Source organism: Lactobacillus sp. C449L (genome assembly GCF_059900815.1).
Genome location: NZ_JBWXGA010000445.1, coordinates 1 through 395, shown reverse-complemented (window position 1 = coordinate 395; position 395 = coordinate 1). Strand labels below are relative to the sequence as shown.

The following is a 395-nucleotide window of genomic DNA, read 5'->3' as shown; positions in this document are numbered from 1 at the left end:
CCATCCGAGGTCGCCGTAGAGCGCCAGCCCGAACGGCGGGAAGATCAGCCACAGCGTCAGGAGCGTCTGCGCGATGTAGAAGGACAGCGCGACCCGCCCGGCCGCCGCGAACGGCCGGAACAGCCGCGTGCCGCGCGCCAGCAGCAGGTTGACGAGGCCGATATGGCCGAGCGTCACCGCGACGCGCGCCACCTCATAGGTGAAGTGGCCGATCTCCGGACCACCGTGGAAGCGCGTGAGGTCATAGGCGGCGGCGGCGCGCAGCGCGAAGCCGGCGGCATAGGCGGCCAGCGTCAGGCGCAGATAGAAGGCCCGCGGCCGGTCCCCCTGGATGATGCCGAGCTTGAAGAGGGCGGCGCCGACCAGCATCATGCTGAACGCCTCCAGGACCATGA

General features: G+C 70.4%; 1 protein-coding gene. It reads right to left on the bottom strand.

Annotation, left to right across the window (positions count from 1 at the left end; all coding sequences use genetic code 11):
- Positions 1 to 372: DUF418 domain-containing protein (locus tag AC2JF9_RS10205; RefSeq protein ID WP_500727536.1), on the bottom strand; the 372-nt coding region annotated here is incomplete at its 3' end.
- Positions 373 to 395: the final 23 nt, after the last annotated feature.